Source organism: Hydrocarboniphaga sp. FW305-C-57, from assembly GCF_058783045.1.
The window spans coordinates 272,702-294,952 of the sequence record NZ_JBYSYG010000001.1 but is presented as its reverse complement, the minus strand read 5'-3'; the positions used below and the strand labels follow the sequence as shown (position 1 = coordinate 294,952).

26 protein-coding genes are annotated in these 22,251 nt (G+C 67.4%); 4 read left to right on the top strand and 22 right to left on the bottom strand.

Translation table 11 applies throughout. From position 1 onward, the window contains the following. The first annotated feature begins 158 nt into the window (after positions 1-158). The gene (locus tag AC3WUM_RS01450) at positions 159-758 is read left to right on the top strand and encodes a type IV toxin-antitoxin system AbiEi family antitoxin domain-containing protein (protein WP_014159644.1); all 600 of its coding nucleotides are present in this window, start codon (positions 159-161) and stop codon (positions 756-758) included. After that, positions 755-1,603 (top strand): nucleotidyl transferase AbiEii/AbiGii toxin family protein, encoded by an 849-nt coding sequence (locus AC3WUM_RS01445; protein WP_492408289.1) that lies wholly within the window; start codon positions 755-757, stop codon positions 1,601-1,603. The genes AC3WUM_RS01450 and AC3WUM_RS01445 overlap by 4 nt, the downstream gene beginning before the upstream one ends. 22 nt (positions 1,604-1,625) lie before the next feature. Here AC3WUM_RS01445 and AC3WUM_RS01440 read toward each other — a convergent pair whose 3' ends face one another. The 17 genes from AC3WUM_RS01440 to pilL2 all read right to left on the bottom strand — a co-directional run bounded on the left by AC3WUM_RS01440 (position 1,626) and on the right by pilL2 (position 16,491). Then, a complete protein-coding gene (locus AC3WUM_RS01440; protein WP_492408288.1) occupies positions 1,626-4,517 on the bottom strand; it encodes a conjugative transfer ATPase in 2,892 nt (963 codons plus the stop codon). A 2-nt stretch (positions 4,518-4,519) separates the two neighbouring features. Further along, positions 4,520-4,951 (bottom strand): TIGR03751 family conjugal transfer lipoprotein, encoded by a 432-nt coding sequence (locus AC3WUM_RS01435; protein ID WP_014159647.1) that lies wholly within the window; start codon positions 4,949-4,951, stop codon positions 4,520-4,522. Continuing rightward, positions 4,932-6,374: a TIGR03752 family integrating conjugative element protein gene (locus AC3WUM_RS01430; protein ID WP_492408287.1), complete on the bottom strand. Its 1,443-nt coding sequence runs from the start codon at positions 6,372-6,374 to the stop codon at positions 4,932-4,934. Before AC3WUM_RS01430 ends, AC3WUM_RS01435 begins: the two co-directional genes overlap by 20 nt. Then, complete coding sequence (locus AC3WUM_RS01425) at positions 6,364-7,260, bottom strand: TIGR03749 family integrating conjugative element protein (RefSeq protein WP_377005458.1); 897 nt, start codon at positions 7,258-7,260, stop codon at positions 6,364-6,366. The genes AC3WUM_RS01430 and AC3WUM_RS01425 overlap by 11 nt, the downstream gene beginning before the upstream one ends. Beyond that, the gene (locus AC3WUM_RS01420) at positions 7,257-7,937 is read right to left on the bottom strand and encodes a PFL_4703 family integrating conjugative element protein (RefSeq protein ID WP_014159650.1); all 681 of its coding nucleotides are present in this window, start codon (positions 7,935-7,937) and stop codon (positions 7,257-7,259) included. The genes AC3WUM_RS01425 and AC3WUM_RS01420 overlap by 4 nt, the downstream gene beginning before the upstream one ends. Further along, a complete protein-coding gene (locus AC3WUM_RS01415; RefSeq protein ID WP_014159651.1) occupies positions 7,934-8,332 on the bottom strand; it encodes a TIGR03750 family conjugal transfer protein in 399 nt (132 codons plus the stop codon). Before AC3WUM_RS01415 ends, AC3WUM_RS01420 begins: the two co-directional genes overlap by 4 nt. Positions 8,333-8,342: 10 nt before the next feature. Further along, entirely contained in the window at positions 8,343-8,708 is a 366-nt protein-coding gene (locus tag AC3WUM_RS01410) for a TIGR03745 family integrating conjugative element membrane protein (protein ID WP_014159652.1), read from the bottom strand. 12 nt (positions 8,709-8,720) lie between these two features. Further along, positions 8,721-8,954, bottom strand: coding sequence for a TIGR03758 family integrating conjugative element protein (locus AC3WUM_RS01405; protein ID WP_014159653.1), 234 nt, complete (start codon positions 8,952-8,954; stop codon positions 8,721-8,723). Continuing rightward, positions 8,951-9,322, bottom strand: coding sequence for an integrative conjugative element protein, RAQPRD family (locus tag AC3WUM_RS01400; RefSeq protein ID WP_014159654.1), 372 nt, complete (start codon positions 9,320-9,322; stop codon positions 8,951-8,953). Before AC3WUM_RS01400 ends, AC3WUM_RS01405 begins: the two co-directional genes overlap by 4 nt. 120 nt (positions 9,323-9,442) lie before the next feature. After that, a complete protein-coding gene (locus AC3WUM_RS01395) occupies positions 9,443-10,192 on the bottom strand; it encodes a TIGR03747 family integrating conjugative element membrane protein (protein WP_014159655.1) in 750 nt (249 codons plus the stop codon). Beyond that, positions 10,189-12,360: a type IV conjugative transfer system coupling protein TraD gene (gene traD, locus AC3WUM_RS01390; RefSeq protein ID WP_014159656.1), complete on the bottom strand. Its 2,172-nt coding sequence runs from the start codon at positions 12,358-12,360 to the stop codon at positions 10,189-10,191. The genes AC3WUM_RS01395 and traD overlap by 4 nt, the downstream gene beginning before the upstream one ends. A 10-nt stretch (positions 12,361-12,370) precedes the next feature. Then, entirely contained in the window at positions 12,371-12,916 is a 546-nt protein-coding gene (locus AC3WUM_RS01385) for an integrating conjugative element protein (RefSeq protein ID WP_014159657.1), read from the bottom strand. Further along, a complete protein-coding gene (locus tag AC3WUM_RS01380) occupies positions 12,913-13,968 on the bottom strand; it encodes a phosphoadenosine phosphosulfate reductase domain-containing protein (RefSeq protein ID WP_014159658.1) in 1,056 nt (351 codons plus the stop codon). The genes AC3WUM_RS01385 and AC3WUM_RS01380 overlap by 4 nt, the downstream gene beginning before the upstream one ends. Continuing rightward, positions 13,965-14,540 (bottom strand): lysozyme family protein, encoded by a 576-nt coding sequence (locus tag AC3WUM_RS01375; protein ID WP_043290364.1) that lies wholly within the window; start codon positions 14,538-14,540, stop codon positions 13,965-13,967. The genes AC3WUM_RS01380 and AC3WUM_RS01375 overlap by 4 nt, the downstream gene beginning before the upstream one ends. Further along, a complete protein-coding gene (locus AC3WUM_RS01370) occupies positions 14,522-15,259 on the bottom strand; it encodes a TIGR03759 family integrating conjugative element protein (protein ID WP_014159660.1) in 738 nt (245 codons plus the stop codon). Before AC3WUM_RS01370 ends, AC3WUM_RS01375 begins: the two co-directional genes overlap by 19 nt. 9 nt (positions 15,260-15,268) lie before the next feature. Then, positions 15,269-15,916, bottom strand: a complete 648-nt coding sequence (locus AC3WUM_RS01365) for a hypothetical protein (RefSeq protein ID WP_014159661.1) — start codon at positions 15,914-15,916, stop codon at positions 15,269-15,271. Next, positions 15,913-16,491: a PFGI-1 class ICE element type IV pilus protein PilL2 gene (gene pilL2, locus AC3WUM_RS01360; protein WP_043290365.1), complete on the bottom strand. Its 579-nt coding sequence runs from the start codon at positions 16,489-16,491 to the stop codon at positions 15,913-15,915. The genes AC3WUM_RS01365 and pilL2 overlap by 4 nt, the downstream gene beginning before the upstream one ends. A 257-nt stretch (positions 16,492-16,748) precedes the next feature. Here pilL2 and AC3WUM_RS01355 point away from each other — a divergent pair, with 257 nt between their 5' ends. Then, positions 16,749-18,089 (top strand): ISL3-like element ISStma11 family transposase, encoded by a 1,341-nt coding sequence (locus AC3WUM_RS01355; protein ID WP_019183731.1) that lies wholly within the window; start codon positions 16,749-16,751, stop codon positions 18,087-18,089. Between the two features lie 82 nt (positions 18,090-18,171). On the opposite strand, the gene merA is transcribed toward AC3WUM_RS01355, so the two are convergent. The 3 genes from merA to merT are packed head-to-tail and all read right to left on the bottom strand — an operon-like array spanning position 18,172 to position 20,518. After that, on the bottom strand, positions 18,172-19,866 hold the full coding sequence (gene merA / locus AC3WUM_RS01350; RefSeq protein ID WP_012480191.1) for a mercury(II) reductase: 1,695 nt from the start codon (positions 19,864-19,866) through the stop codon (positions 18,172-18,174). Between the two features lie 10 nt (positions 19,867-19,876). Further along, the gene (gene merP, locus AC3WUM_RS01345) at positions 19,877-20,155 is read right to left on the bottom strand and encodes a mercury resistance system periplasmic binding protein MerP (RefSeq protein ID WP_012480190.1); all 279 of its coding nucleotides are present in this window, start codon (positions 20,153-20,155) and stop codon (positions 19,877-19,879) included. A 12-nt stretch (positions 20,156-20,167) separates the two neighbouring features. Beyond that, the gene (merT, locus tag AC3WUM_RS01340) at positions 20,168-20,518 is read right to left on the bottom strand and encodes a mercuric ion transporter MerT (RefSeq protein ID WP_019183730.1); all 351 of its coding nucleotides are present in this window, start codon (positions 20,516-20,518) and stop codon (positions 20,168-20,170) included. Positions 20,519-20,592: 74 nt separating this feature from the next. Between merT and merR the strand changes: the two genes are divergently transcribed. Further along, complete coding sequence (gene merR / locus AC3WUM_RS01335; protein ID WP_012480188.1) at positions 20,593-21,000, top strand: mercury resistance transcriptional regulator MerR; 408 nt, start codon at positions 20,593-20,595, stop codon at positions 20,998-21,000. A 274-nt stretch (positions 21,001-21,274) separates the two neighbouring features. Here merR and AC3WUM_RS01330 read toward each other — a convergent pair whose 3' ends face one another. Both AC3WUM_RS01330 and AC3WUM_RS01325 read right to left on the bottom strand, forming a co-directional pair. Continuing rightward, a complete protein-coding gene (locus tag AC3WUM_RS01330; protein ID WP_492408284.1) occupies positions 21,275-21,715 on the bottom strand; it encodes a hypothetical protein in 441 nt (146 codons plus the stop codon). An 87-nt stretch (positions 21,716-21,802) separates the two neighbouring features. After that, on the bottom strand, positions 21,803-22,234 hold the full coding sequence (locus tag AC3WUM_RS01325) for a hypothetical protein (RefSeq protein ID WP_014159664.1): 432 nt from the start codon (positions 22,232-22,234) through the stop codon (positions 21,803-21,805). Between the last annotated feature and the right edge of the window lie 17 nt (positions 22,235-22,251).

Below are 22,251 nucleotides of genomic sequence, written 5' to 3'. Positions count from 1 at the left end.
CGTTGTCGGGAAGCCTGTGACGAAACCTCGGCGGTAATAGGCGCTTGGCCGAGGAAACGTCACATCGGCGATTGCCGGATGGTTGTAGCGATTCCTAGTCAGTTATTGACAAATGCCTAGTAATCGCTACATTACCCCGCATGCCTCAACGACCAGACATGAGCCTCGAAGATGCCGCCCTCGTGCTGGCCAGGCGCCAGCCGCTGCTGCGCGCGCGCGATCTGACCCAGCGCGGCCTGTCGACGGTGATCCTTGGCCGGCTGGTGGCGGCCGGCAAGCTGGAACGGGTCGCACGCGGCGTCTACAGCCTGCCGGGACGTGGCCTCAGCGAGCACCGCTCACTGGCCGAGGCGGCGCTGCGCGTGCCCAAGGGCGTGGTCTGCCTGCTGTCGGCGCTGCGCGTGCATGGCATCGGCACGCAGGCGCCGCACGAGGTCTGGATGGCGATCCCGCACAACTCGCCATCGCCGAGCCTGGACCAGCCGGCGCTGCGCGTGGTGCGCATGTCGGGCGCGGCGCTGACCGAAGGCATCGCGCCGGTGGCGATCGATGGCGTATCGGTGCCCGTGTTCGATCCGAACAAGACCGTGGCCGACTGCTTCAAATACCGCAACAAGATCGGGCTGGACGTGGCCCTGGAGGCGCTGCACGACGGGTGGTCGCAGGGCAAGCTGTCGATGGATGCACTCTGGCGCTACGCGACGGTGGATCGCGTGGCCACGGTGATGCGCCCCTATCTGGAAAGCGTGACCGCGTGAGCCGAACCAATCTACCCGCTTCGATCCGTGCCCGCCTGAAACAGCGCGCGGACGCGCCGCGCCAGGACTTCAACCTGACGCTGACCCATTACGGCCTGGAACGGCTGCTGTACCGGCTGTCGATCTCCCAATATGCCGATCGCTACCTGCTCAAGGGCGCGCTGCTGTTTTCGCTGTGGTACGACCAGCCGCATCGGCCGACGCGCGATGTGGACCTGCTCGGCTATGGGCCGGACGACGTGGAGACGGCCGTGGCCACGTTCCGCGAGATCAGCCAGATCGCGGTGGACGACGGCATCGTGTTCGACCCCGCTTCGGTCGCGGGGTCGGTGATTCGCAAGGAAGCCGGCTACGGAGGCGTGCGGGTCGATCTGCGGGCGACACTGGACGGTGCGCGCATCGCCTTGCAGGTGGACATCGGTTTCGGCGATGTGGTGACGCCGGCGCCGGAGCCGATCCACTATCCGGTGCTGCTCGACGATCTGCCCGCACCACGACTGCGCGCCTATCCCAAGTACACGGTGGTTGCGGAGAAGCTCCATGCCATCTGCCTGCTGGGCATGACGAACAGCCGCATGAAGGACTACTTCGACCTGTGGGTGCTGCTGACCGAGGAGGACCTGGCGCCGGACGAACTGCGTCGAGCGGTCGAGGCGACCTTCGCGCGGCGGCGGCTGGCGATGCCGGCCGACCTTCCCATTGGCCTGAGCGACGCTTTCGCGCAGGATCCGATCAAGCAGCGACAGTGGGCGGCGTTCTTCAAGAAGAACGGACTGGCGCCGCGGGAACTGGCCGAGGTCGTCGCACGGCTGCGCGATGTCTTCCTGGCGCTGCAGTCGGCGTGACGCGAGTGGTTCCGGCGGAACCTCAACCCGACACGGTGAGCAGGTCGCCGTTGGCGTTCATCGCCAGCGGTTCGATGCCGCGTGCGCGGTCGATCATCTCGGCGACCTTGAATGCCGCGTCCAGCTCGCCGATGCCGAATTCCTGCATCAGCCGGTAGCGTTCGGCCTTCTCCTCGGGCTCGGTCTGCGCGAGCGCCAGATAAAGACTCGGCGGCACTGCGCGGAACAGCAGTTCCATGCTCCTGGAGAGGATGACACCCTCGGTGTACTTGCCCGCTTCCTTGCGCGCCGAGAGCATCAGCGCCTTCTGCGCCGGCGTGAGTTCGCGGAAGCGGGCGATCTTCTCGACTTCATCGGGCGGCATGCTGAGGCAAATCCACCATTCGATCATGTTCAGCATCGGCTCGGCCGCCTTCGGCAGGTCGTCGAGGTTCTGCGTGGCGAGCCAGAACCAGGCGCCGAGCTTGCGCCACATCTTCGTGATCTTGACCACGTAGGGCGCCAGCAGCGGGTTCTTGGTAATGATATGGCCCTCGTCCGTGACGTTGATGATCGGCCGGCCCAGGAACTGGTCGCGTTCGGCGATGTTGTTGACCGTGTTGATCAGCGACGTGTAGGCGATCGAGAGCTGCGCGTTGTAGCCCTCCCTCGCGTAGGTCGCGAGGTCGACGATGGTGATGTCCGCTTCGGGCCATGGCGTACCCGGCCGGTCGAACATTTCGCCGTCCGCGCCCTGGCAGAACATGTCCATGGCGTCGGCCATTTCCAGCAGCCGCGTACGCCGGGTTTCCGGGAGCGTGGCATCGCGGCCGCGCTCGCGCAGCGCGTCGCGCACATCGCGCGTGAGTACGGTGCGCTGCTCGGCAACGCAGCGCTGGGCAGCGACGAGGATGCACTGGCGGATCAGGCTGCGGTCGGCGCGCGTCATGCGCGCTTCTTCCTTGTCCTCGCCGCCGGTGATCATCAGCCGGGCGGTGATCTCCAGTTCGCCCAGCACGTCACGCTGCTCGTCGCCGACGTCCTCCTCGCCCCCCTCCTCGTCGAGCGCATCGGCATCGAGCGTCTGCACCTGGCTGGGGGTCTCGACCAGGCGATGCGCGTCGGCGAACGGGGCCAGGCTCACGCCGGAGCTGGGCGCGAGCTTGACGCGGTGGACGCTGAGCCCGAGCCGTGCGGCGAACTCTCCGAACAATCCGAAGCTGTTGCCGGCTTCGACGATGAACAGCCGCGGCCGGTAGATCGCGGTGACTTGGTTGAGGATGTTGTTGAGGGTGGCCGACTTGCCCGAGCCGGTGGGACCGAACAGGAACAGGTGGGCGTTCATCTGCCGGTCGAGCCGGTTCAGCGGGTCGAACGTAATCGTGCCGCCGCCGCGGTTGAACAGCGTGATGCCGGGATGTCCGGTGCCCTGGCTGCGCCCCCACAGCGGCGCCACGTTGACGCCGTGCTGCACGAACATCAGCTGCGTGTACCACTGGCGCTTGTCCTTGTCCGGGTCGTAGACGCAGGGCAGCCAGCGCAGGTAGGTGTTGAGCGGGGCCACCTCGTCGTCTTCGCGCACGGGCTGCATGCCGGCGTTGAGCAGGACGTTGCCCAACTGCAGGCCGCGCGCATCGAGTTCGGCCTGGTCGCGTCCGCGCAGGTAGAACGTCAGCGCGCCGCGGTACAGCTTGTGCGCGCTGCCGATCAGCCCGCGCGCCTGCTGCACGTCGTGGCGGGCCTGTTCGGACGCCAGGGTCTCGCCGACGGCTTTGCGCGCCAGGTGGTTCAGGTGCGCTTCGAGCACGTCCTGCGGCGTCGCCACGAGCGTCAGGCACAGGGTCGTGTCTTCCGGCATCTGGTCGAACAGCGCGTTGATCGCGTCGCCGCCCTTGCGGGTTTCGCCGGTGATGTGGCCGGTGGCCGGCGGCATCCGCAGGCGGTCGACGCTGATCGCACGGTGCGGCAGGCCGTCGAAGTACCACAGGCCTTCGGCCACGTCGGAGCGCGGCTGGCCGAAGAACAGCCGCTGCGCGAAGTCCGTGCCGCTGGCCAGCTCGATCTCGCCGGGCTCGGCTTCATCGGGATAGCGCGCCAGCGCGTAGAACCGCTCGCGGTCGGCTTCGCTCGGGCCGAGCAGCGTTGGGTTCGGGTTGAACCAGCGCAGTAGCCAGGCATGGATGTCGGTCGCGCCGAGGCGGCGGGCGCGCACGCCGGCGTTGGCCAGCCCGCCGACCAGGCGGTCGCAGACGATGTGCAGCGCCTGCTCGGGCGATTGGCCGCGGCGGGCCGGCGCCTGGCCGACGCGGCGATACACCACCATGCGCGTGCGGCGCGACTGGCCGCGCCAGGGCAAGCGCGTGACGGTGCTGTCCTCGAACAGCCCGCCGGTCTTGACGATCGCGTGCAGGTGGTGGCCGAAGAAGCGCAGGTAGAAGTCGCTAAAGGCGCTGCCGTGTGCGCGCGGCTGCAGGTAGGCGCGCAGGTCCTCCAGATAGCGGTCCCAATTGGTCTCGTCCTGGGCGTAGAGCTGGACGACCCAGGGGTTCTCGTCCAGTTCGTCGAACGAGTCCTGCAGCGCGTTCTCGAGAGTGTCGCGGACCTGGCCCAGCCAGCCCGGCTCGCGGCCTTCGGTGCCGACCGGCTGCAGCTCGAAGAACGCGGCGACCGAGGCGCCGTCCTCCAGCAGCATGCACTGCGACTCGGAAAGGTACTCGGCCCACGGCAGCATGTCCGCGAACGACGGGGCGATGTCGTACAGAGCCTGCTCGTCGGCGACGGTGGCGGGACGGCGCGAGCGCCGGCCGGGGCGACCGGGTTCGGGCAGGCCATGCGTGCGCAGCTCGGCGACGTGGCGCTCCCAGGCATCGGCCGGTGCCGGCGACGCCGCAGCCGGCGCCGGGCGCGGCCGGCGCTTGAGCGAGGGCCACGCCATCGTCAGTAGTCCTCGGTCCGTTCGCCCGGCAGCGCGTACTGGACGCGCTGGTAGAGCGGGAACACCGTCGTGTAGCCGGGCACCGGCACCGGGTCCGAACCGGCCAAGTGCGGGAACACATACATGAGCAGGTCCGGGTTGGGCAGGCGGTGGAACTGGCGGTGGATCTCGTTCTGCGCGGTGCGCGTGTAGCGCGCCTGCTCGGCGGGCGCGGCCTGCACGTCGGCCGGCGTGAGCGGACGGCGCAGCGACTGCCGGGCATCGAGCAGGCCGCGCTCGCTCGGGCCGGCCGCGCCGCCGCCGGTCTCGACGTTCCAGATGTCGAGCATGGTCCGGTCGGAGCGCGGCAGCAGCTCCTCCTTGGTGGTTGCACAACTGGCCAGCGCGAGTGCAACGCCCAGCGCCGCCAGGGCGTCAGTCCAGTTCCTGCGCATGGGTCGCGTCTCCGAGGCGGTGGTCGACGCGGCGGCCGGCCGGGTCGTAGTCGATGCTCAGGGGTTCTTCGAGATGCACGGCGACCTTGGCGCCGGGCTGCACGTACACCGCGGCGAAGGCCTGGCCGTAGAGCTTGTTCACCCAGTCGGCCATGTCGCGGACGCCACCGGCGAGGATCTGGCCCATCGCTTCGTTGCCGGTGATGCCGACGGTGCCGATGGCGCCGTCGGGGCCGACGTAGGACAGGCGGCCGGTGTCCGAGTCGATCAGCGAGGCGACGCCGGCGCCGGCGGCGGTGATCAGCGCCCTGCTGCCGAGGTACTGCTGCGCGTTGGAACGGCGGTCGCCGGTGACGCAGGGAATGCCGTGCGGGTCGCTGATCCAGCCGAGGCCGTCCTGGGTGGTGTTGCCCTGGGCGTTGTCTTGGCGGTTGCCGCCACGCTCGCGATCCTCGGGGATGGTGCGGATGGTCCCGTCGTTGAACACGAAGGTCACGGAGCGAACCTGGCCGCGCACGCACGAGAGCGTCCAGTCGCCCGACGCGGTGCCACTGACGACCGCACCGGCGACGTCGGGGATGTCGATGCCGTTCGCGGTCAGGTTGTCGGGTCCGATCAGGACCTTGAACGGATACGGATCGTTGACCGTCCCGTCGATCGGCACGCGGCCGATCAGCGCCGTCATCGCGACCGATCCCATCAAGGTGGAGTTCGTCGGCACGGTGTAGACGGCCTTCGCAGCCGGCGCACCGGCTGCGCGGCGACCGGCGTCCACCGCCGCACCGGTGGCGTCGCCGATGCTTTCACCGGCTTCCCCGAAGCTCGTGGGGAAGCTGAAGCCGCTTGCGTTGTTGGCGGGCGAACGTCCGCGGCCCTCCTGGCGGGCATCATCCGGCTCGACCCAGCGCATGGTCTCGCCGCTGCCGCCGGTGCTGGCGTTGTCGCCCGGCTCCAGCCCCAGGCCCACCGGCAGGTCGGCGTGGCCGTCGCGGCGGCCGCTCACGCCTTCAAGGCGTTGCTGCAGTTCCTGCAACAGGCCCTGGGTCTGCTGGCGCTCGGCGGCGGCCTGCTCACGATCTTGCCGCAGCTGGTTGCGCTCTCCCTCGATCGCGCTCTGGATGCGCCGGTCGACCGCGCTCTCGCGCTGCCGCAGCCGTTCGTTCTCCTGGCGCTGGGTCCTGTTGTCCGTCAACGCCGTCTGCAACTCGGTGCGCAGTTGCCGGACCTGCGCGACCAGCGTGGCGACGGTATCGCGCGGCGTGTCGCCTTCGATGCCCAGGGCCTTGGCTTCGTCCGCGGTGAGCTGACCGGCCCCCTGCTGCGCGGGTGCGCGGTCGCCGCCGGACAACAGCTTGAAGCCGACGAACACCAGCAGCAGCACCATCGGGATCATCAGCCACTTGAGCAGGCCGTTACTTTTCATCGCGGCCTCCGTCGCGGTCGCTCGGCGCGGCGGGCGCCGGCAGGTTGAGGGAGGCGTCGACGGGTGCGATCGCGGGCAGCAGCGACTGCGGCAAGCCGCGGCCGCGGGTGACGAGGTAGACGACGGTTGTGTCTTCCGGCGTGCCGGCCGGCCCGAGGTCGGGGTGCTGGAACGTCGCGGTCAGGAAGTCGCCTTGCAGCGCGCGCGGATCCAGATCGAACCCGCGCGGCGCGGTGTTGCGCAGGCGCACGGCGCTGACCCACAGGTCGCCCAGGCGCCAGGCAGCCAGTGCCTGCGCCTGGATGGGCAGCGTCGGCAGCAGCGAGTGCAGCGGCAGGTCCCGGCGCACGTTGGCGCGGGTAATGCCCGGCACCGGCTCGACCGTGCGCAGCGGCGCGTAGAGGCTTTGCGCGGCGTAGCGCGTCAGCACCACCGGCACGGGCGTCGGCGGTGCCGGACGGTCGGTGCGCGCGGCGCGTGCCTGTGGATCGTCCTCGGCCGCGACGCCCTGGCCGCCGGCCGGCGCCGCGATGACGATGCGCACCGGCTCCAGCGGCGGCTGTCCTTCCTGCGGCGCTTCGGCGGCAATGTCCAGCAGGATCACCGTGCCGCTGCCGGCATCCTGGAGTTGCAGCCGCGTCGGTTCGATCGGCTCGCTGGCGCGCAGGTAAACGGCGCCGGCCGCGCTCTGCACGCGCAGTCGAGCGCCCACCGACGCGGGGACGCCGACGCGCACGTTGCGGTCGATGAAGATGACCCGCTCCTCGCCGACGACGAGCGGCAGCGCCAGGGGCAGTCGCTCCCAGCGCAGGATCTCGACGGCATGGACGGGGACGGACAGCGCCAGCAGCAACGCGGCGCCGAGCGTGGCGAGAAGACGGTTCATGGCGTGGTTTCCGCGGGAGGGGTCGGCGCGGCGCTGGGTGCCGGGTCGGCAGGCGTGGCGATCCGCTGCGGGGTGCCGTCGTAGCAGTCGATCGCTAGGCCGAAGGGGTTGCGCTGCGGATCGACATCAGCGCGCACGACCTTCAGCGGGTAGCGCACGAACGCGCGCTTGACCTGTTCGGCGCCGTAGTACTCGTCCGCGGTGACGTCGAGCGTCACGACCCAATCGTGGTCGGAGACGGTGCGAACGCGCATGGCGGGGCTGGACCCGTAACCGCGTCCCGGAATCTCGTAGATACCGCGCACGCGCTGACGCAGCTCGCCTGCGTTGCGGCGGTACTCGTAGTCCTGGCGCAGGAAGGCTTGGCAGGCCGGCGTGAAGTACGCAGACAGCGCATGCAGGTTGCGCGGGTAGTCGTCATCGCCGTTGGTCGGCCAGCGCTGCAACTGCTGCCAGACGTAGAAGGTGAAGGCGTAGACGGACTCCGGCGGCACCTCCCACCATTTCCGGGTGCTGCCCGAGCGCAGATCGGGCGGGACGTGGATCGTCAGGTCGCGCGGCGCGCTCCACCAGCCGAGCCCCATCACCAGCGCCAGCGCGACGACCACGCCGGCCCCGATGCGCAAGGTCTTGATGTGCGCCTCCAGGCGCAGGACCTCGTTCTTGAACCGGCTCATGGCGTCCGGCTCCTGCGCGTGGTCCAGTAGCCCGAACGGGTCACCAACTGCCGGCCGCCGACGAAGCGGCCCAGCAGCGGCTGGCGCGAGGTCAGCCGCCATTGCAGCTGGCGGTACAACCAGGTGTCCGGGCGTCCGCGCTTGAGGCGACGCAGCGCGCTGCCGCCGCCGAACACGCCGATGGCGATCGCGACCACGATGGCGGTGGGCAGCAGCGCGATCTTGGAGAACGCCAGCGCCAGCGGCACGCCGGCGCCGAATCCCATTGCCGCCGACAAGCCCGCGCACACCCACAGTTCGTCCGCGGTCAAACCGCGTACCACGACCGGATGACGGTTCAGCCGATGGGGCAGGAACGCAACCGTGCCGTCCGGCCGGATGTCCTGGTCAGCCATGCCGACGGCCTCAGAGGATGCCGGTGGCTTCGGTCAGCAGCCAGATCCCCACGACCAGCAGGATCGCGCCGATGGCGACCGTCAGGCCGAATTGGCCCCACGTGGCGCGACCGTTGTGGATCTCGGCGTAGCGCGAGTAGGCGTGGTAGCACACGCCCACGAACATCGCCGCGACGACCAGCAAGGCCACCAACAGCACAATGTCGTAGCCGTAGTTGCGCAGCGTTTCCATGATGCCGCTGCCCCGGCCGCGCGAGGGGTCTTCGATCGTCGGCAGGCCCTGGGCCTGAACGAGCGGCGCGAGCAGGAAGGCGGCCGGCAATGCGGCCAGTTGCGAGAGGCGCGGAAAGCGAAAGCGACGTGAGAGCGGATTCATGTTGGGTGACCTTTAGGAGAGCAGGAAGAAGGTCAGCACCAGGTACAGCGCGACGAAGCGCACCACGACACCAAGGAACTGACGCTGGGATATCCGCTGCTCGGCCCATCCGACATAGGCGGTCCGCATCGCCCACACGCCCCACACGAGGAGTACGGCGAAGACGGCGCCGATGACGACGACCGAAACGGCGGAAGGGGGAAAGCCACCGTTGGCCTGAAAGGCGGCGGTCTGGGCGGCATTCATGGGGTGGCCTCCGGTTCACAGGAGGCGGCAGCGGTGGACTGGCGGTAGTCACCGAGCAGCACGGCCGGATCGCGCGGCTGCGCGCGCGATGGGGTCAGGTAGTCGCGGATGCCGGCGCGGACGCGCTCAAGGTCGGCGCTCAGGCGGCCATAGTCGAAGTGGTAGCGGGCGCGCTCATCGCGCGGGCGCGTGGCTTCCTGCGCGATCAGCCGGTCGATGGCGTCGAGCTGGCGCAGCGCAGCGGCCAGGCGCGCGTGCTCGGGGCTTGCGTCGTCGGCCTGGGCACGTACCGGGAAACCCAGCACGATGCACAGCGCCAGCAACAGGCCCAGCACGCAGCGCCAGTCGGCGATAGGAGGAACGGTCATCCGCATTTGCCAGCCCGCGAATCACGAGGAATGGCGAAATGCTCTCGACGCAGGCCGATGCGCGCCGCAAACAATCCGGACCTGCGCAGGCCCCGATTGATGGACGGAAATGCGTGGCGGCTAGAGGTACTTCTTGAAGGTGCTCGCGGTGATGCACACGGCGACACCCAGGAGGATCGCGCTGGGCAGCAGGATCAGCAGCGGATGCACGCTGATCGGCAACGCCAGGTAGACGACCCACGGCAACACGATCAGCGGCATCACCGAGGCTTTCGCGCGGTGGTAGACGAAGCCGGACTCGCGGCCGGCACCGAACTTGCGCACGTCGCGCCGCGCCAATCCATCGACGAAGCCGACGAACGCCGCCATCAGGAACAGCGGCAACGTCAGCACCAGCACCAGCAGCCGGACGATGAAGGTAAGCGTGGTGTATGCCGCGGCGATCAGGTAGCTCTCGCTCCAGACGTAGACCTGGCTCACGTAGTAGCGGAAGTCCTTCGTGCCGCCGTGGCTGGGCGCGCGCGCCTGCGCGGCGGCGTTGCTCATCCAGTCGAGCAGGCCGCTCTTGACGAAGATCCATTCGTACGAGCGCTCGACCAGCCAGTGCGCCGTGCGGCCCGGCTCCTGCACGACGGCGCTGCGGGTGAAGTGCGTCGAGAGTTGGTTCAGCTCGAAGTCGAGCATGCCCTGGGCGTGGCGCCAGCCCTGCTCGGGCCAGAAGAAGTGCATGCCGATGCACTCGACCAGGATGCAGAGCAGCAGCGATCCGATCAGCACGCCGAAGAACCGCAGGGGCATCGTCACGATGCTGGCCAGCAGTCCCTGCTGCCGGACCTGCTGGCGCTGGGCGGTGGCGGCCGGGTCCTTCACGGCCGCGCCTCCTCCGCCGCGCCTTCGGTGCCGGCGATGTGGCGGAAGCCTTCGAGCAGGTCGTCCGGCAAAGGCGTGTCCTGCAGGCCCGGCGTGGCGCGGCCCTCCCACCAGTCGCCGGCCTCAGCGTAGTGCTGCCGCATGTAGCCGGCGAGCTGTTGCAGATCCTGCGGCATCACTTCGTCGGGGTCGGGCGCCGGCAGCGGCATGCGCACTTTCCAGAGGTTGCCGCCCTGCATCAGCGCGAAGGCTTGGCCCTTGGGAAGCCCGACGACGTGCGCCGGTTCGATCATCGGGACGCTCGTGCTGGAGATGCGGTCGTGGGTATTGGAGGTGAAGTCGGTCGGGCCGTGGATGTCGGAGCTGTCGGTGGCGCCGCTCATCAAGGTCGTGGCGTAGACCTCGACCTTGGGCAGTTGTCGGGTCAGCAGCTCCGCGGTCGCCGACTCGCGCACGCGCAACATGATCAGGTTGTTGAAATTACCAATCACCTGACCGGCCTTCGCCTTGCTGCCGATTCGTGCCTCGATGTCGCTGAGGGTCTGCGTGTAGGCAGTCATTTGCAGATCCGCGCCGCCGCCCTTGTTGACGAGCGGGATGAATTCGTCGCCCATCAGTTCGTTGAATTCATCCGCGTGAACGTTGATGGGCACCCTCATGCCCGCTGCCGCGCCCGGCAGGCCGTCGTCGATGCCGAACTTGTAGATGTGCCCGGCGACCGACACGAGATCGCTGAACATGCTGTTGCCGACCGCTGCGGCGACTTCGGCATCCGATAGCGCGTCCAGGCCGATGTAGACGACGGCGCGCTTGCGCACGATCTGCATCCAGTCGAAGATCGGACGCGGGTCGTTGAGGTCCGAATAGTCGGGCGCCAGCAGCTGCGCGATCTTGCCGGTGGTCAGCTTCTCCAGCAGCGGCAACAGGCTGGCGACGATCTTGTCGAAGTAGGTACGGTCGTAGCGCACGGCGCTGCGCAGGCCGTCCAGCACCGGGTCGTACACGCGCACCTGCGAGAGGTACTGTTCGAGCGCGACCACGCGCTTCTCGCGGCCGATCATGTTGCGCGGGATGTTCTTATCGTTGAGCCGCGCTTCGAGTTGGACGATCACCTCCCAGGCCTTCGGCTCCGTGCGCGCGAAGAAATGGCTGGCGTACTCGATGAACAGCGCGTCGATGTTGACGACGTGTCGCTGGATCAGCATGTAGTCCGGGCGCTGCCCCAGTTCCACGAGCGCGCGCGCGATGATGTTGACGAACCTCCACGCGAACTCCCGGAAAGCCGCCGAATTGCCTTCGCCAGAAAGCTGACCTGCAATGCGTGTGGCGACTTCGCTGATGCGGCTGAAGCGCCCCACGGCGTTGTAGCGCGCGCTGATTTCAGGCCAGCCCAAATGGAGGATGTAGAACTCGCGTTCGCGGCCGGCGCGCTTGGCCTCGACGTACATGCGCTTGAGCAGGTCCGCGTCGCCCTTGGGATCGAAGACGATGACCACTTCGTGCTCGCCCGCAGCGTTGCGCCGGCGGATGTCCTGCGTGATGAACAGCTCGGCCAGCCGCGTCTTCCCAACGCGCGTGGTGCCCAGGACCAGGGTGTGGCCTACGCGCTCGGGCAGCGGCAGGGACACGTCGACTTCGTTCGGTTCGATGCCGTGCAGCCGCGGCATGCCGCCGACCGGCGGCAGCGGCCGCGCGGGATTGAGCGGGCTGTCCCAGGCCAGTACCTTGGCGAGCCTGGAAACCGGGTAAGGCGCAAACTCCAGTCGCTCCTCGAGCTGGCGCGCGATGCGATAGGTCGCCGTCGGCTCGACGTAGCGCCGGAACTCTGGCCGGTAGGTCTGCATCAGCCGGTGCGTGTGCTGCTGTTCCCAGCGGAAGCCCTTGCCGATGAACAGCCGCTGCTGGCTGACCGGGACGTCGCGGCTGGTCATCACGTAGCGCGGCAGCCGGCGGATGTTGCGCCGGTAGCGCAGGATCACGAGCGCGTCGCGCAGGCGGATGGCGCCGTAGCCGAGGAAGGCCAAGGCGCTGCCCAGGCCCAGCAGCGGACTCAGCGCGAGCGACCACGGTGCCGCCAGGCACACCAGCGCGGCGCCCGCACACACCGCGACGGTGTAAAGCTCCACCGCTGGCCGCAGCAATACCTCGATCGAGTAGCGCTGGGCCATGGCGGGCGCTTCACTGCTCGATGCCCGTGGCCGTCACCAGCACCGGGTAGTGGCGCAGCCCCAGGCGCGCGGCCAGGTCATCGCCTGCCGCGGGCGCGATCGGCACGCCCGGCACCAGCTGGCGCAGCGTGCGGAGGCCCTCGACCGTCTCGACGTTGACGACCAGGCCCATCGCGCCGAGCGCACGCAAGGCGTCGGCACGCTTGCTCAGCCAGGCGCGCGAACGGTCGTCATCGCCGACCAAGAAAATCGGCTTCAGGCCCGGTGCCTGGATCACCCTGCGGCTCACATCGCCGGGTGACAGCCGTGCGGAGCGCACGGGCAGCATGTCGGCCTCGCTGAAGCGCGTCGCCGGCGGCCGCGGAACGTCGATGCGCGGCGTCGGCCGGTCGGTGCGCGGCTGGAGGTTCAGCGCTTCGTAGTACGGCAGCGCCGAGGTGCTACCCCGGTCCTCGACGACGACCAGCGGAGGCGACTGCCCGAACGCGGCCGGCATCGCCAGGGCCGATACCAGGCCATACAGCCAGAAACAGGAGCGAACGTGGCGAAGCGTCATGGCGGCGTGTCCTCAAAGTTGGGGGAAGTGCCTGCCGCCAGCGCGGAGGTGCGTGCAGCAGTGGCTTTGGTGCGGCGCGGTGGCGCCTCGCAGAGGCCGAGGTCGGAGGTGCATCCGCTGCCGGGCTGTTCGTCGAAGAACAGGGCGAACTGCCTGCCGCCGCGCGTCGTGCGGCTCCATGCCACCAGCGCGTCGATGCGGGAATAGGTGCCGGGACGATCAGCGTCGGTCGGATCGGTGACGGCGGGAAAGAAGGTGGCCGAGCGGCGCTTGTTGGCGGCCGATACCACGTCCTCCCATCGCCGGATGCGGTCGATGTGCGCGGAGAAGCGGTCGGCGATGCGGCGGAGCTCGTCCTTCCTGCAGTTGATGCAGGGCATGCAGCCGACGCGCCCCATGCCGAGGGCATACAGCGGGTTCGGGCGCATGCCGTGGCGCCGGTGTTGCGCCCAGACGTCCTCGATGCTCCAGCGGAAGATCGGCCGCCAGAGCATCGAGCCGGACTCGTGGCGGTTGAACCGCGGCTGTCGCGCGCGATGTGCGCTCTCGGCCGCGCGCACGCCCAGCCATTGCAGCACCGGGCCTTGCTTCAGCATCGGCCCGACGATCTGCGTCGTGATCGGGATTTCCTTGAGTTCGCCGGTGCAGAACTGCGCCATCCGCGACGGGAACCGGCCTTTGCTGATGCACAGGTCAAGGAAGGGATTCCCGGTCGGCTCGTGGAGTCGCGCGGCTTCCTGCACGATCTCGTCCGCGATGCCCTGTTTCGGCCATTCGCGCAGCACGTAGTCGCGGTGGACGGCGAGCTGTCGGGAGAAGTCGGCCCTGACGGTCTCGACCCTCGGCCCGCCGGTGCGTTCGTGCAGGCGGGCAAGGTACTCGTGCGTCAGTTCGTGCTCGTTGCCGGTGTCGGCGAAGATGGCGCGGAACGAGCGGCCGGATTCAAGCGCCAGCAGGTAGACGGCGGTCGAGTCCTTGCCGCCGCTGACGTTGACTAGGTGCTGGATCTCGATGCCCGTCGCTGCCGGCTGGGCGCGCAGGGCGACCGTCACGGCAGCACCCTCCGTGTGTCGGCGTCCAGCCGGTGGCGGCCGAGCACGCGCGCGAGGTGTTGGTCGACGCTGCGGCGGTAGCGCGCGGCGGGCGCGCCGCCGGCGGGACGGTGGTAGCGGCCGATCGCGACGAGCCAGTCCTCGCCGGGCGTGTGCTGCTCGCGCAGGATCTCGGCCGCGATGGCGAGGTTGACGTAGGGGTCGAGCAGGTCGCAGGGCTGCCGGTAGCGATGCCGCTGGTAGCCGAGGTTGATCTGTCCGAGGCCGGCGTCGATGCGGGTCGCGGGCACCTGCCGCAGCGCCTGGTGCAGGCCGGTGCAGGCTTCGGCACGGGTGCTGTAGCGCTTCGAGACGCCTGCGACGTTCAGGCTCCACGGCCAGGGGATCAGTCGGCCGTTGAGGCGGGCGCCGCTTTCTTGCAGCGCCACCGCGTAGAGCACGGTGGACGGCACGCCGGCGCGCTGCGCGGCGAGCTGGTAGGCCGGCGGCGGAACCTCCTGCGCTGCGGCGGCGAGCGTTGCCAACCCACACAGCAGGCCCAGTGCGAAGCGGGTTACCGCTGACGCTGCCATTGGCCGCCGACCTGCCGCACGACGGCGGGCAAGTCGCCCTGTACGCCCAGGGAGAGCCACCGGCCGGCATCGTGGTTGAGGGTGATGTGGCCGTTGCGCACCTTCGCCGGGTCGATGCGGGTGCGGCGCGCCCATTCGCGGATGCGCGCGTCGTCGCCGCGGCTGCCGACCACGTAAATGTCGAAGTTCGCGCCTTCGGCCTGCAGGCGCTGGACCGTCTCGTCGCAGCTGGTGCAGGCGTCCTTGACGAACACTGCCGTGCGCGCGCCGGCCTGCGCCATGCCGGGCGCTGCCGCGCCTGCGCCGGGCAGGTTGACCCGCTGCATGCCCGGAGCGAGTCGCTGCCAGGCCGCGTCGTAGGCGCGCTGGTAGGCCAGCAGCTTCTCCACGCGGCGGGCCTCGATCTGCACTTGCAGCTCGGCGAACCTGCGCCGCTCCTCGTCGCTGCGGGCTTCGATGCCCAGTGCGGTCAGCGGGTCGAGGTTGGGCGACGACAGGCCCAGCGGTCCCTGCATCAATTCGCGGTAGCGGGTCCACTCCTCCGGTCGTAGCCCCCAGTCGCGCGCCACGTCCTCATCGCTGCGTGCGATGGGGGCGGGTCGTTCACGGCTGGGAGCCACGTTCGTTGCAGCAGCCTGCGACTGCTGCGCTATGGCGGTCTGCGGCGCGGTGGACAGGAGCGCGGCCAGCAGGCCCAAGGCGGTCGCGGTGTGCCTCATTACCGGCTCCTATCGCGCCGGCACAGGCAGGCGCCGGGTCTCGGTGCCGTGCCGTAACACCGCGACGTCGCCCTCGATGGCGGTCAGGCGCCAGCCGTCCGCCTCCTCGCCCGGCCGCAGCAGACGGACCTGGGCCAAACCACCGCCTTCGGCCGAGAGAATCGACAGGAAGCGCTCGCCGGCGCGTAGTTCGGCGCCGGTGATGCGGAACGCGGGCTCGACCGGCTTCGGCGGGGCGTCGGGCGCGGTGCTGCGAGGCGCTGCGGCGCGCGGTGCCGCCCGCGTGGTCAGCCGCGCCTCCAACTGTTCGATGCGCGTTTGCAGTGGTTGCAGCGCGTCGGCCGCCATGCGCTCTCCCAAAGACTGTTCGAGCGCCGCCAGCCTGCGGTCGAATGCCTGGCGATCGGTGTCGTAGCGCGCCTGCGGCACGGCGGCCGGCTGTTTGCGCGCCTGTTCCGAGTCCTGCGCAAGCTCGGCCAGGTGCTGTTCCAGCGCCGCGACCTGCGTTCTCACGGTGGTGGTCTCGGCCTGATCGGCGAGCTTGGTCAGGGCGACGTGGTTGACCACCACCCCCATGCTGATCAGCAGCACCCAGGTGATGGCGGCGACACGCAGCATCGCCGCCCGCTGCGGTTGCGCGGAGCCCGGCATCGTCATGGCTGGACCTCCGTCGCGAGCGGGAAGGTCTGAACGTCGGCGTCCGGGTCGATCGGCGGCAGGGGTCGGGCTGGTGCCGCGGTGACGTGGCTGAAGCACACCAGTCGCGTGCCGTCGTCCACGTGCAGATCCCAGGCGGGACCGGTCAGGGTCAGCAGGGCATCGCGCAGCAACAGCGGTCCGAGCTGGTAGTGGGCGGCTGGCAGCGGGAGCCGGTCCAGGGAGTCGGTGTCCTGGCCGGTGCAGAGCTGATAGCCCGAGCGCCGCAAGACATGGCGCAGGGCGTCGGCGACAGTGGCATGCAGCGTGTCGGGGGCAGACACCTCCACGACCTGCAGCATCAGATCCTGCTGCGCGGCACTCGGCGCCAACTCGATCAGGGTGTAGCGGCCGTAGCGGACCACCGGGACGAACTCAGGCGGCGGCTCCGGCGAGGCTGAAATCGGCGCGTCGGGTGGCGCCGAGGGCGTGGGAGTCGTCGCGCATCCACCGATCAACGCGGTCCAGAGCAGCGCGAGCACGCCGGGCAGCAGGCGGTGTTCGGGATGGTGAAACCAGGGATGGGATGGGCACATGGCATGGCGTCCTGAAGCGTCGAGCCATCACCATCGCCGCGGCAGCATCTTCCGACAGCAAACAAAGCGAATCCTTTGGCGTCCGATTTGCCGGCGTGGTGGTGTGAAAAAAAGGGGTATCCGGAATCTGGTGTGGGTTCTGGCTCCTTGGGTCTTTGTAGCTATCACTTTCAAAGAATGGATTTTGGTGTTGGACGGCTGAGCGGATGTGCTAGAGTAAAAGTCGGATTTCAGTGTGGGTTCGCCCAAGGTGCTGAGTGACGGACTTTCTCCAGCTGCGAAGCCTGAAGACGCTTGAAATCCTGACCAGCGAGGACAGTTACGTCGTCAAGGCCGAAGGCGTCAATCAGTGGGTGACCTGCCCGCTGTGCAAGACCGGACGCCTGCATGGTCACGGCTCACAGGAACAGTCGTTTCAGGACACACCGACGCACGGCAAACCCGTCGTGATCTTCATCCAGCGCCGTCGCTATCGCTGTACAAGCTGCACCAAGACCTTGTTTGAGCCTGTGGCGGACCTTGATGGAAAACGCCAAGCCACGGCGCGTCTGGTGCGTTATATCCGCGACCAGTCCTTCTCCAAGACCTTTGCGGCCCTTGCCCGGGAAGTAGCCGTGGACGAAAAGACGGTCCGCCACGTCTTCGACGATTTCATCGAGGAGGTCGAGGCCAAGACCCAGTTCCGGACGCCGCGGGTGCTGGGTATCGACGAGCTCAAGATCATCGGCCAGTACCGGGCCATGATCACCAACGTCGAGCGCAAGACCGTGTTCGATATCCGCCCCAGCCGGGCCAAAGCCGAGTTGATGCCCTATTTCCGCGACCTGCGGGACAAGGACTCGGTCGAGTGGGTGGCGATGGACATGTACCACGTTTATCGGCAGGTGGTGCGCGCCACGCTGCCACAGGCCCGGATCGTGGTCGATCGATTCCATATCCAGCGCATGGCGAACGACGCGCTGGAGAAGCTGCGCAAGCGCATTCGCAAGGATTTGTCCACCCGGCAGCGCCTCAAACTCAAGGACGAGCGGTTCCTGCTGCTCAAGCGGCAGCACGACCTGACAGGGAGAGATATGGACCGGATGCGGGAATGGTTCCAACAGTTCCCGCTCCTAAGCGAAGCCCACGCGCTCAAGGAAGGATTTCTGTCGATCTGGGATCAGAAGACCCGCCCAGCAGCAGAAGCCGCCTGCGCGAAGTGGCAGGCCAATATTCCGACCGAATTGGCGGCCACGTTCAAGGACCTGACCACCGCCGTGCACAACTGGCACGACGAAATCTTCGCCTACTTCGAGCAGCCGATTACCAATGCCTATACTGAGTCAGTCAACCGAGTGGCCAAAGACATGAACCGCATGGGCAGGGGTTACAGCTTCGAGGTGCTTCGGGCGCGCATGCTCTACGACAAGAAGGCGCGCAAGGATGGCTCGGTTATCGAAACCGTGTTGGTCGATGACGACGACCCAATGACCACGGACTTCGTGTTCCAGCGGATGACCACGGCGGCAACGCGCAAGAAGAAGATCACGCGCGTGGTCGAGTACGGCCCCTATCTCCCGACGCTGGCGCGGCTACTCGAAGAGGGGTATTTCGAATAGTCCTCAGCCCATTGTGCAAGAGGCGGCGCTTCAGCCTGAATTTGTGATTCAGCCGATGAAGCATAGGTAAGAGGCCCAGCCACTACCCCGCGCAACAGGACAGTTGCTTTACGTCCTTGGTGAAGGTTTGTGCCGCGAGTTTCAGCCCCTCGACCATCGTCAGGTAGGGGAATAACTGGTCGGCCAACTCTCGCACCGTCATGCGGTTGCGAATCGCCAGTACTGCGGTTTGGATCAGCTCGCCTGCTTCCGGGGCTACCGCTTGCACGCCGATCAGTCGTCCCGAACCGGCCTCCGAAACCAGCTTGATGAAACCGCGCGTGTCGAAGTTGACCAGCGCCCGGGGCACGTTGTCGAGCGTCAGCGTGCGGCTGTCGGTCTCGATACCGTCGTGGTGCGCTTCGGCTTCGCTGTAGCCCACGGTGGCGACCTGCGGGTCGGTGAACACCACCGCCGGCATCGCCGTCAGATCCAGCGTCGCGTTGCCACCCGTCATGTTGATTGCAGCGCGGGTGCCGGCCGCCGCCGCGACGTAGACGAACTGCGGCTGGTCAGTGCAGTCGCCGGCGGCATAGATGTGCGGCACGGTAGTGCGCATCGCGTGGTCGATGGTGATGGCGCCTTGCGCATTGACCACCACACCGGCCGCGTCGAGGTTGAGCGTGCGGGTGTTTGGGGTGCGGCCGGTGGCGAACAACAGCCGGTCGGCATGCAGTTCGCCGCGTTCGGTGGTGAGCACGAATTCCCCATCCTCATAGGCGACCTGGCTGGCCTGGGTGTGGTCCAGCACTTCGATGCCTTCGGCGCGGAACACGGCCGTGATGGCCTCGCCAATGGCGGGGTCTTCGCGAAAGAACAGTGTGCTGCGCGCCAGCATGGTCACCTTGCTGCCCAGCCGGGCAAAGGCCTGCGCGAGTTCGACGGCCACCACCGACGAGCCGATCACGGCCAGCCGATCGGGGATCGTGTCGCTGGCCAGCGCTTCGGTCGACGTCCAGAAGGGCGTGTCTTTCAAGCCCGGGATCGGTGGAATCGCCGGACTGGCCCCGGTGGCGATGAGGCAGCGGTCGAAACTCACCTCGCGCATCCCGTCGTCAGCGGTTGCCACGGTCAGCGTGTGCGCATCCTTGAATCGGGCATCGCCGCGCAGCACGGTGATGGTCGGGGTGCTCGTCAGGATGCCTTCGTACTTGGCGTGGCGCAGTTCATCGACGCGCCCCTGCTGCTGAGCCAGCAAGCGCTTACGCAGAATCTTCGGCGAGGCGGCGGCAATGCCGTCATCGAACGGACTCTCGCGACGCAGATGCGCAATGTGGGCAGCGCGGATCATGATCTTGGACGGCACACATCCGACGTTGACGCAGGTGCCGCCGAGAGTGCTGCGCTCGATCAGCGTCACACGCGCCCCTTGCTCGACGGCCTTCAACGCCGCCGCCATCGCCGCGCCGCCGCTGCCGATCACGGCCACGTGCAGTGCAGCCTCATCGTCCTCGCGCTTTGGTTCGCCGCCCAGCCGCTCTTGTGCATTGTTCAGCAGGTCGCTGGGTTGCCCCGGCGCATCGGCAAGCTGCGCTCGGTAACCGAGTGCGGATACCGCCGCGACCAGCGAGGTCACGTCCGCGGCGGTACCTACGCTGGCCTCAATCTCGGCCCGGCGCTGTGGGTAGGACACTGAGGCCGAACGCACGCCGGGCACCTTTTCCAAGGTCTGCTTGACGTGCTCGGCGCACGACCCGCAGGTCATGCCATCGATGTGCAGCGTGATCGCCTCGGTCATGAGCGTGTGCTCACTTCTTGACGGTAGACGGGTAGCCGGCGTTCTCGGTGGCTTTGGTCAACGCGGCCGGAGTGGTCTTGGCATCGTCGTAGGTTACCACCGCCTCCTTGGGCTCCCAGGTCACCTTGGCCTCGATGACGCCTTCGACCTTGGTCAGCGCCTTCTTGACCGTGATCGGACAGGTGGCGCAGGTCATGCTCGGCACCGACAGCGTGACGGTTTTGGTGGCGGCCCAGGCGGGAGCGCTGAGGGCAACGGTCAGAGCGAGCAATGCGACGAGTTTCTTCATGGCAATCTCCTTTCAGTAGAACAGGGGCATGAGGTAGGGGAACACGAGCGCGATCAGCACCAGGGCGGTGACGATCCAGAAGATCACCTTGTAGGCCGTCCGCACCTGGGGCACGGCGCATGCGTCGTCCGGCGCGCAGGCGCGAGCCGGCCGGAAGATGCGACGCCACGCGAAGAACAGCGCCACGAGCGCCACGCCAATGAAGATCGGCCGGTACGGTTCCAGCGCGGTCAAGTTGCCGATCCAGGCGCCGGAGAAACCCAGCGTGATCAGCACCAGCGGACCGAGGCAGCAGGTCGAGGCGAGGATGGCGGCGAGGCCACCGGCGGCCAGTGCACCGCGGCCGTTGCTGGGGTCTGCCATGTGAGGGATCTCCTTCCGAGACGTTGCGTGATGCGCTAAGGTTACTTCCGTAGTCAAGTACGGAGTCAAGCGCGATGGTGAACGATCCGCAAACACTGACCATCGGGGCTTTCGCCAAGGCCGCTGGGGTCAACGTGGAGACCATCCGGTTCTATCAGCGCAAGGGGTTATTGCCAGAACCAGGTCGGCCCGTCGGCAGTATTCGCCGCTACGGATCGGCGGACGTGGCGCGGGTGCGTTTCGTGAAATCCGCCCAGCGGCTGGGGTTCAACCTGGACGAAGTCGGCCAACTCCTACAGCTTGAGGACGGCACTCACTGCAGCGAAGCCGCCGAGCTGGCTGCGCTCCAGCTCACCGACGTGCGCACCAAGATGGCGGACCTGACGCGAATCGAAGCGGTGCTGTCACGGTTGGTCAACGAGTGCCATGCGCAGCGAGGCACTGTGTCGTGCCCGCTGATCGATTCTCTGCACGGGAGCTAGGCGCGTGGCTTAACCCGGTTTTCCGTTCCACTGCGCCTCAAACCCCAGTTCGAGCCGGGGGCAAGGTGACCTGCCACTGATTGTTTCCTTGCACCGACATGCGCCAGACAAAGCCCACACTGAAGGCTAAAAGCGCGTAAGCCTTGCGATACCAGAAACCTACCGAACGAGAGCTGTCAGACAAGAAGGGCTAGTGCGGTCTTCCCACACTAAAATCCGGATACCCAAAAAAAGACGGCCCCGAAGGGCCGTCGTGATGCTGGAAATGCGAGGATCAGCCGCGGGCTTTAATCAAGCCCGGATCGGCATCCGCGATCTGGACGTGTGCCCAACAGCGGACCAGCTGACCGTTCTCGCCGACAGGGTGTTCGGCGATGGCTTCGCAGTCCTCGTCGGTATTGCTCTCGTCGTAGCAGATCACCTTGATGCTGCCGGTGTCGCAACACACCGAACGGACGAAACCGTCGGTCATGTCTATCACGACGATCTGGGGAACCAGGTCCAGCGTGTGGGCCGCCGACAGGATGGCGCCCTGTTCGGTGGCATCGAAGCAGACGAAGGGCCGTTTATAACCGGCTTCTGCAGCCAGCACCTCGGCCTTGTCGTAGTGGGCGCCGAGGCGGTACTCGGCCTGCGTCACGCTAACGGTAAAGATGGGCATGTCAGCCATGCCCGAAGCGCTGCGGCACGCGACCGCAATGTGCAGGGGTTTCATGGGATGCTCCTTACCTCGTTGTCGAGGCTATTGAAGGAAGAAAAGAGGTCAGCGGCTCGCATGGGCCATAGGCCAGGCTGGCCTTGGTCAATCACCGTGGCGGGGCGAAGACGTGGCATCCAGGCCCGGGTTCTCAGCGCCTGGCACCAGGTTGAAGTGAGAGACCAGATCGCCTATCGGCAACTGCTCGCTACTGATCTCGATGTCGGTGTGCTTGAGATACGCTGCAAACCAGAAATGGGTATCGGAGACGTTGAGCGTATCTGCTTCCGTGCGAACGAACCGGTCGTCTTCGACCGAGTCGGTCCGATCCAAGGCCTCCTCGTCGCTACACGACAAGTATTGGGCGCGGTAGTCGAACTTCTCGACTTTGTAGAGACCATGTGTCTTCACGACCGCTGAGAGAAGAAGAATCTCGCGCGCGGTAGAGAGGTCGATCGAGAATTCGACGGCGGCCGGCAGATCGGCATACTCGTCGGTGGAGGACACTTCTGTACGAAACAGCTTGTCGTCTTGCATTGATGATTCTCCTTGGC

Excerpts from the sequence above, each read along its gene's own strand:
- AC3WUM_RS01450 (WP_014159644.1), top strand. The coding sequence starts at position 159 with ATGAGCCTCGAAGATGCCGCCCTCGTGCTGGCCAGGCGCCAGCCGCTG.
- AC3WUM_RS01440 (WP_492408288.1), bottom strand. The coding sequence starts at position 4,517 with ATGGCGTGGCCCTCGCTCAAGCGCCGGCCGCGCCCGGCGCCGGCTGCG.
- AC3WUM_RS01435 (WP_014159647.1), bottom strand. The coding sequence starts at position 4,951 with ATGCGCAGGAACTGGACTGACGCCCTGGCGGCGCTGGGCGTTGCACTC.
- AC3WUM_RS01430 (WP_492408287.1), bottom strand. The coding sequence starts at position 6,374 with ATGAAAAGTAACGGCCTGCTCAAGTGGCTGATGATCCCGATGGTGCTG.
- AC3WUM_RS01425 (WP_377005458.1), bottom strand. The coding sequence starts at position 7,260 with ATGAACCGTCTTCTCGCCACGCTCGGCGCCGCGTTGCTGCTGGCGCTG.
- AC3WUM_RS01420 (WP_014159650.1), bottom strand. The coding sequence starts at position 7,937 with ATGAGCCGGTTCAAGAACGAGGTCCTGCGCCTGGAGGCGCACATCAAG.
- AC3WUM_RS01415 (WP_014159651.1), bottom strand. The coding sequence starts at position 8,332 with ATGGCTGACCAGGACATCCGGCCGGACGGCACGGTTGCGTTCCTGCCC.
- AC3WUM_RS01410 (WP_014159652.1), bottom strand. The coding sequence starts at position 8,708 with ATGAATCCGCTCTCACGTCGCTTTCGCTTTCCGCGCCTCTCGCAACTG.
- AC3WUM_RS01405 (WP_014159653.1), bottom strand. The coding sequence starts at position 8,954 with ATGAATGCCGCCCAGACCGCCGCCTTTCAGGCCAACGGTGGCTTTCCC.
- AC3WUM_RS01400 (WP_014159654.1), bottom strand. The coding sequence starts at position 9,322 with ATGACCGTTCCTCCTATCGCCGACTGGCGCTGCGTGCTGGGCCTGTTG.
- traD (WP_014159656.1), bottom strand. The coding sequence starts at position 12,360 with ATGGCCCAGCGCTACTCGATCGAGGTATTGCTGCGGCCAGCGGTGGAG.
- AC3WUM_RS01385 (WP_014159657.1), bottom strand. The coding sequence starts at position 12,916 with ATGACGCTTCGCCACGTTCGCTCCTGTTTCTGGCTGTATGGCCTGGTA.
- AC3WUM_RS01375 (WP_043290364.1), bottom strand. The coding sequence starts at position 14,540 with ATGGCAGCGTCAGCGGTAACCCGCTTCGCACTGGGCCTGCTGTGTGGG.
- AC3WUM_RS01370 (WP_014159660.1), bottom strand. The coding sequence starts at position 15,259 with ATGAGGCACACCGCGACCGCCTTGGGCCTGCTGGCCGCGCTCCTGTCC.
- AC3WUM_RS01365 (WP_014159661.1), bottom strand. The coding sequence starts at position 15,916 with ATGACGATGCCGGGCTCCGCGCAACCGCAGCGGGCGGCGATGCTGCGT.
- pilL2 (WP_043290365.1), bottom strand. The coding sequence starts at position 16,491 with ATGTGCCCATCCCATCCCTGGTTTCACCATCCCGAACACCGCCTGCTG.
- merA (WP_012480191.1), bottom strand. The coding sequence starts at position 19,866 with ATGACCGAGGCGATCACGCTGCACATCGATGGCATGACCTGCGGGTCG.
- merP (WP_012480190.1), bottom strand. The coding sequence starts at position 20,155 with ATGAAGAAACTCGTCGCATTGCTCGCTCTGACCGTTGCCCTCAGCGCT.
- merT (WP_019183730.1), bottom strand. The coding sequence starts at position 20,518 with ATGGCAGACCCCAGCAACGGCCGCGGTGCACTGGCCGCCGGTGGCCTC.
- merR (WP_012480188.1), top strand. The coding sequence starts at position 20,593 with ATGGTGAACGATCCGCAAACACTGACCATCGGGGCTTTCGCCAAGGCC.
- AC3WUM_RS01330 (WP_492408284.1), bottom strand. The coding sequence starts at position 21,715 with ATGAAACCCCTGCACATTGCGGTCGCGTGCCGCAGCGCTTCGGGCATG.
- AC3WUM_RS01325 (WP_014159664.1), bottom strand. The coding sequence starts at position 22,234 with ATGCAAGACGACAAGCTGTTTCGTACAGAAGTGTCCTCCACCGACGAG.